General features: G+C 36.7%; 5 protein-coding genes. All 5 read left to right on the forward strand.

The features are described 5' to 3' along the window. On the forward strand, positions 1–317 hold a 317-nt coding region (locus tag ACLNCN_RS02815; RefSeq protein ID WP_424844567.1), incomplete at its 5' end, for a histidine phosphatase family protein. Positions 318–637: 320 nt separating this feature from the next. Beyond that, positions 638–1,630, forward strand: a complete 993-nt coding sequence (locus ACLNCN_RS02820) for an ATP-binding cassette domain-containing protein (protein ID WP_265530962.1) — start codon at positions 638–640, stop codon at positions 1,628–1,630. A gap of 1 nt (position 1,631) precedes the next feature. Next, positions 1,632–2,450: an ABC-2 family transporter protein gene (locus ACLNCN_RS02825; RefSeq protein WP_265530961.1), complete on the forward strand. Its 819-nt coding sequence runs from the start codon at positions 1,632–1,634 to the stop codon at positions 2,448–2,450. A 1-nt stretch (position 2,451) separates the two neighbouring features. Beyond that, positions 2,452–3,237, forward strand: a complete 786-nt coding sequence (locus ACLNCN_RS02830; RefSeq protein WP_265530960.1) for an ABC transporter permease — start codon at positions 2,452–2,454, stop codon at positions 3,235–3,237. A 778-nt stretch (positions 3,238–4,015) separates the two neighbouring features. Continuing rightward, positions 4,016–5,750: S8 family serine peptidase (locus ACLNCN_RS02835; RefSeq protein ID WP_424844568.1), on the forward strand; the 1,735-nt coding region annotated here is incomplete at its 3' end.

The following is a 5,750-nucleotide window of genomic DNA, read 5'->3' on the forward strand; positions in this document are numbered from 1 at the left end:
GAAAATTATCTTCAACCTTTATAAAAGATTCTGAGTTTGAAGACAGTATTAAATATTTATGGCAAAATCCTAGTGAATCTCTTTCAGAAGGGGAATCAAATCAAGACGCACTAGCTAGAGTAGTAAATTTTTTAATGGAATTGGAAGAGAGATACTCAGAAAAAACGATTTTACTTAGTTCACACGGGAATTTGATAGGAATACTACTACATCACTTTGATTCCAGTTTTGATTATGAAAAATGGGAGCAAATGACCTTTCCAGATTGTTTTCTAATTGATAGAAATGGGATTGTGAAAAGAATTATGAAAGATTAGTACTTTGATTAAATAGTGAATCATATTGATCAAAATAGTTTGCTTTTTACAATTCGTAACCTGCCCCTAAGGGCAGTTTTTTTGTGTGTTTTAAGGAAACGATTAGACCAGAATTTTTGATTAAAAGCATCATTTTAAGAGAGAAATCTCTAATTTCATAATCTATAAGCAAACGCTTGCATTCTAGTTTTTATTGGACTATAATAGGTTGGTATAAAGCCTTCTGTAGTAATAAAATGTTGAAGGTTTAGAAAGTAAGGATTTAGAATATTTGTAGTCAAAAATACAATGTTGCTATTCCTTGCTATAGGGAGAGATTTATGGCAATGATAGAAGTGGAACATCTTCAGAAAAATTTTGTGAAGACTGTTAAGGAACCGGGATTGAAGGGGGCATTACGCTCCTTTATTCATCCTGAAAAACAGACTTTTGAAGCGGTCAAAGATTTGACCTTTGAGGTCCCAAAAGGACAAATTTTAGGATTTATCGGGGCTAATGGTGCTGGGAAGTCGACAACCATTAAAATGCTGACAGGGATTTTAAAACCGACATCTGGTTTTTGTCGGATTAACGGCAAGATTCCGCAGGATAATCGCCAAGATTATGTCAAGGATATTGGGGTTGTTTTTGGACAACGTACCCAGCTATGGTGGGATTTGGCTCTGCAAGAAACCTACACGGTCTTAAAAGAGATTTACGATGTGCCAGATTCGCTCTTCCATAAGCGCATGGACTTTTTGAATGAAGTCTTGGATTTGAAGGATTTTATCAAGGATCCCGTGCGGACTCTTTCATTGGGACAGCGCATGCGGGCGGATATTGCGGCTTCTTTGCTTCACAATCCCAAGGTTCTCTTTTTAGATGAGCCGACCATTGGTTTGGATGTTTCGGTCAAGGATAACATTCGTCGGGCTATTACTCAGATTAATCAGGAGGAAGAAACCACCATTCTCTTGACCACTCACGATCTGAGTGATATTGAGCAACTTTGTGATCGGATTTTTATGATTGACAAGGGGCAAGAGATTTTTGATGGAACGGTGAGCCAACTCAAGGAGACCTTTGGTAAGATGAAGACTCTCTCCTTTGAACTGCTACCAGGTCAAAGTCATCTCGCTTCTCACTATGAAGGCCTGCCTGATATGGCCATTGATAGACAAGGGAATAGTCTCAACATTGAATTCGATAGTTCTCGCTACCAGTCAGCTGATATTATCAAGCAAACCCTATCTGATTTTGAAATCCGCGATTTGAAGATGGTGGATACGGATATTGAGGATATTATCCGTCGCTTCTATCGAAAGGAGCTCTAAGATGATCAAATTGTGGAGACGGTATAAACCTTTTATCAATGCAGGGATTCAGGAATTGATTACTTACCGAGTCAACTTTATTCTCTATCGAATCGGCGATGTCATGGGTGCTTTTGTGGCCTTTTATCTCTGGAAGGCTGTCTTTGATTCTTCGCAAGAGTCCTTGATTCAGGGCTTTAGTATGGCAGATATCACCCTCTACATCATCATGAGTTTTGTGACCAATCTTTTGACCAGGTCTGATAGCTCCTTTATGATTGGGGAGGAGGTCAAGGATGGCTCTATTATCATGCGCTTGCTGAGACCAGTGCATTTTGCGGCCTCTTACCTTTTCACCGAACTTGGCTCCAAGTGGTTGATTTTTATCTCTGTTGGACTGCCATTTTTAAGTGTCATTGTTTTGATGAAAATCTTATCTGGGCAAGGGATTGTAGAAGTGTTGGGCTTAACTGTCCTTTATCTCTTTAGCTTAACTCTGGCTTATCTGATTAACTTTTTCTTTAATATCTGCTTTGGATTTTCTGCCTTTGTGTTTAAAAATCTTTGGGGTTCCAACCTACTTAAGACTTCCATAGTGGCCTTTATGTCTGGAAGTTTAATTCCCTTGGCATTCTTTCCGAAAATCGTTTCAGATATTCTGTCCTTCTTGCCATTTTCATCCTTAATTTACACTCCGGTCATGATTATTGTTGGGAAATACGATGCCAGTCAAATTCTTCAAGCGATTTTGCTACAGTTCTTCTGGCTTATAGTGATGGTGGGCTTGTCTCAGTTGATTTGGAAACGAGTCCAGTCATTTATCACCATTCAGGGAGGTTAGGATGAAAAAATATCAACGTATGCATCTGATTTTTATCAGACAATACATCAAGCAAATCATGGAATACAAGGTTGATTTTGTGGTAGGTGTCTTGGGAGTCTTTCTGACTCAAGGCCTGAACCTCTTGTTTCTTAATGTACTCTTTCAACACATCCCTTCGCTAGAAGGTTGGACCTTTCAAGAGATTGCCTTTATCTATGGATTTTCCTTAATTCCAAAGGGATTAGATCATCTCTTTTTTGACAATCTATGGGCTCTAGGACAGCGCTTGGTGCGAAAAGGGGAGTTTGACAAGTATCTGACTCGTCCCATCAATCCCCTCTTTCACATCTTAGTTGAGACCTTTCAGATTGATGCCTTGGGCGAACTCTTGGTCGGTGGTATTTTACTGGGAACAACCGTAACTAGCATTGCTTGGACTCTCCCAAAATTCCTGCTTTTCCTAGTTTGTATTCCTTTTGCGACCTTGATTTATACTTCTTTAAAAATTGCGACAGCTAGTATCGCTTTTTGGACCAAACAGTCAGGCGCCATGATTTACATTTTCTATATGTTTAATGATTTTGCCAAGTATCCCATTTCCATTTACAATTCATTTCTTCGTTGGTTGATTAGCTTTATCGTACCTTTTGCTTTTACGGCTTACTATCCTGCCAGCTATTTCTTGCAGGACAAGGATGTAATCTTTAACATCGGAGGTTTGATGTTGATTTCCCTTGTCTTTTTTGGTATTTCCCTTAAACTCTGGGACAGGGGCTTGGATTCTTATGAAAGTGCTGGGTCCTAAGATGAAGAAACTCAAAGCCTTGTCTCAGGACAGGCTTTTTCTAATAGAGATGAAAATTTCTTGACATCTATTCTCAGAGTGCTATACTTTAAATGTAATAGCGATTTAGCTTATACTCTTCGAAAATCTCTTCAAACCACGTCAGCTTCGCCTTGCCGTATATATGTGACTGACTTTGTCAGTTCTATCCACAACCTCAAAGCAGTGCTTTGAGCTGACTTCGTCAGTCTTATCTACAACCTCAAAACAGTGTTTTGAGCAGACTGCGGCTAGCTTCCTAGTTTGCTTTTTGATTTTCATTGAGTATCAGTTGGCAGAGCAGGGCACTCGTAAAGCCTAGGTTATAGGTAGATAAACGACTGAGGATTTGAAAAAATAGATATGTAGAAGATAACCGTTAAGTCTTATTCTTAGCGGTTATTTATATTGTTTAATAGCGCTGATATTTCATCAATGATGTTTGACTTTGTGATGTTGCTAGTGCTTTAAGTTGATTGCTACTATTTTTGATGGTGTGAATGTGCTTATAATGTATCTCAGTTAAGTACGAAATTTTTATATCTTTTTTAACACATATTAAAAATAAAATTAATACACCTTAATTTTTCTTGACTTAAATTTTTTTAATTGATATACTATTTTTCAGAGAGCTAACAATTATATATAAATGTACTACTCTATTTCCTAGATAATACTTAGTAAAACTTTTTATAACAAAGGCTAGCAAAGTTAAAGTTTACTATCTATTGGAAGTTAAATAAATATGTAAGGAATTAAAATGAAAAAAAGTACAGTATTGTCATTAACCACAGCTGCAGTTATTTTAGCAGCATATGTCCCTAACGAGGTAATCCTAGCAGATACACCTAGTTCTGAAGATTCTTTAAAAATACCTGATAAAGAAACAGTAGTAGTAGGTAAACAAAATGAAAACAAAGAAAAACTTGAAGATATTCGTAATGTTATAGAAACCTCAAAGGATACTGAAGAGAAGAAAACAACAATTATTGAGAAAAAAGAAGTTGTTAGTAAAGAATCTGTGATAGACAATAACACTAGCAATGAAGAAGAAAAAATCAAAGAAGAAAATTCCAATCAATCCCAAGGAGATAAAGCGGACTCGTCTGCAAGTAAAGACCCAGAAAGTCCCAAAAAAGAGGATAAACTTGTCTATATTGCTGAATTTAAAGATAAAGAATCTGGAGAAAAAGCAATCAAGGAATTATCCAATCTTAAGGATACAAAAGTTTTATATACTTATGATACGGTTTTTAATGGTGTTGCAATAGAAACAACTCCAGATAATCTGGACAAAATTAAACTAATAGAAGGTATGTCATCGGTTGAAAGGTCACAAAAAGTCCAACCTATGATGAATCATGCTAGAAAAGAAATTGGAGTTGAAGAGGCAATCGATTACCTAAAATCTATCAATGCACCATTTGGGAAAAACTTTGATGGCAGAGGTATGGTTATTTCAAATATCGATACGGGGACAGATTATAGGCATAAGGCTATGAGAATCGATGATGATGCCAAAGACTCAATGAGATTTAAAAAAGAAGACTTAAAGGGTACTGATAAAAATTTCTGGTTGAGTGATAAAATTCCTCATGCTTTCAATTATTATAATGGTGGTAAAATTACTGTAGAAAAAGCTGATGATGGAAGCGATTATTTTGATCCACATGGGATGCATATTGCAGGGATTCTTGCGGGAAATGATACTGAAAAAGATATTAAAAACTTTAACGGAATCGATGGAATTGCTCCTAATGCACAGATCTTCTCTTATAAAATGTACTCTGACGCAGGATCTGGCTTCGCAGGAGATGAAACAATGTTTCATGCTATTGAAGATTCGATCAAACACAATGTCGATGTTGTTTCGGTATCATCAGGCTTTACAGGAACAGGTCTTGTAGGTGAGAAATATTGGGAGGCTATTAGAGCGTTAAGAAAAGCAGGAATTCCAATGGTTGTAGCTACGGGTAACTATGCGACTTCTGCTTCAAGTTCTTCATGGGATTTAGTGGCAAATAATAATCTGAAAATGACCGACACTGGAAATGTAACACGAACTGCAGCACATGAAGATGCGATAGCAGTCGCATCTGCTAAAAATCAAACAGTTGAGTTTGATAAAGTTAACATAGGTGGAGAAAATTTTAAATACAGAAATATAGGGGCCTTTTTCGATAAGAATAAAATCACAACAAATGAAGATGGATCAAAAGCTCCTGATAAATTGAAATTTGTATATATAGGCAAGGGTCAAGATCAAGATTTGATAGGATTGGATCTTAGAGGCAAAATTGCAGTAATGGATCGAATTTATACAAAGGATTTAAAAAATTCTTTTAAAAGAGCTACGGATAAGGGCGCACGCGCCATTATGGTTGTAAATACTGTAAATTACTACAATAGAGATAATTGGACAGAGCTTCCAGCTATGGGATATGAGGAGGATGAAGGAACTACTAGTCAAGTATTTTCAATTTCAGGAGATGATG

The sequence above is a fragment of the Streptococcus sp. CL8.13 genome (genome assembly GCF_049737895.1).

Bases quoted from the DNA above. Each gene is read 5' to 3' on its own strand.
- ACLNCN_RS02830 (WP_265530960.1), top strand. From the start codon at position 2,452: ATGAAAAAATATCAACGTATGCATCTGATTTTTATCAGACAATACATC.
- ACLNCN_RS02820 (WP_265530962.1), top strand. From the start codon at position 638: ATGGCAATGATAGAAGTGGAACATCTTCAGAAAAATTTTGTGAAGACT.
- ACLNCN_RS02825 (WP_265530961.1), top strand. From the start codon at position 1,632: ATGATCAAATTGTGGAGACGGTATAAACCTTTTATCAATGCAGGGATT.